Origin of the sequence: Enterococcus ratti (genome assembly GCF_001886195.1) — a bacterium.
In the GTDB taxonomy this organism is placed as follows: domain Bacteria; phylum Bacillota; class Bacilli; order Lactobacillales; family Enterococcaceae; genus Enterococcus_B; species Enterococcus_B ratti.
The window spans coordinates 1-982 of record NZ_JXLB01000059.1 but is presented as its reverse complement, the minus strand read 5'-3'; the positions used below and the strand labels follow the sequence as shown (position 1 = coordinate 982).

The 982-nt window shown below is 37.7% G+C and carries 1 protein-coding gene; it reads left to right on the top strand.

Annotated features, from left to right (window positions below):
- Positions 1-982 (top strand): toxin Cry1Ac domain D-VI-related protein (locus tag RV14_RS12360; protein ID WP_245785513.1); only part of this gene is annotated, 982 nt, incomplete at both ends.

The window sequence follows — 982 nt, the reverse complement described above, 5'->3', positions numbered from 1 at the left end:
TCATTGGTTTATGCAGCAGAAAAAAATCAACCTGCAACGATTGAAAAATCTGAAAAAAACACAAAAAATTTGGAAATGACTTCCAAAACAACTGCTTCATTTCCACAAGCAGCATCAAATAAACCAGTGAATCCGTCATTAATGAATTGGAAACTTGGAGAAATACTGCCCTCCACCTATTCACCAAAAAATAATTATTCGGGGCAAATCGCAGAAACAGTTCGAGGGGCTACCTTTAAATTAACTTTTTCACTTTATCGAAATCCTAGTTCAACTTTAACAGCGAATGATATCAATGTCACTGTGAAAGGAAAAAATGTAAGGTACAACAGATCACAAAACGGTGATCAATTAAATGTTCAAGTGACCTTCCAAGCAGAAGGAGCAGACACGAATTTTTCTGTTAGTTGGCCGTCAACGGGCAAAGGTGGAGTACGCAAGTGGTGTACGACTGACTTTGGTAAATATACGGATGTACCGGAAAGCGGTATTGCAAATAGAGGAGCCATTGATAGTATGCTTGAGGGGATTTACTCCACAAGTGGTGTTTTAGCATCTGGCGTAACTCAAGCTGATATAAATTTGGTTCGTGAATTAATTCTTAATAAAATTCCAATGGATGACAATTATCAGTATGCTTCTGCTTATTGGGCGAACTTCTTAACACCATTTTTAAATAAAGCATCCGCTGAAGTAGAACAAATTGATCAAGCGACAATTGTAGTGAATAACCTATTTGACAGTAACCAACAGCCAAAACTAACGAATACACAAGAACAAATCACTGCAGCAAAAACAAAAGTGAACGCTTTACCAGACAGTAGTGCAAAAACTGCGTTGTTAGAAAAAGTCGCAACAGCACAACAAGCTTTAGAAACATTAAAAGATGAAGCTGGAAAAATACAACTTGCCACAGAAGCCGTGAATGCGTTATTTGATGGCCTTGCCCCAAAGCTAACGAATACACAAGAACAAATTGATG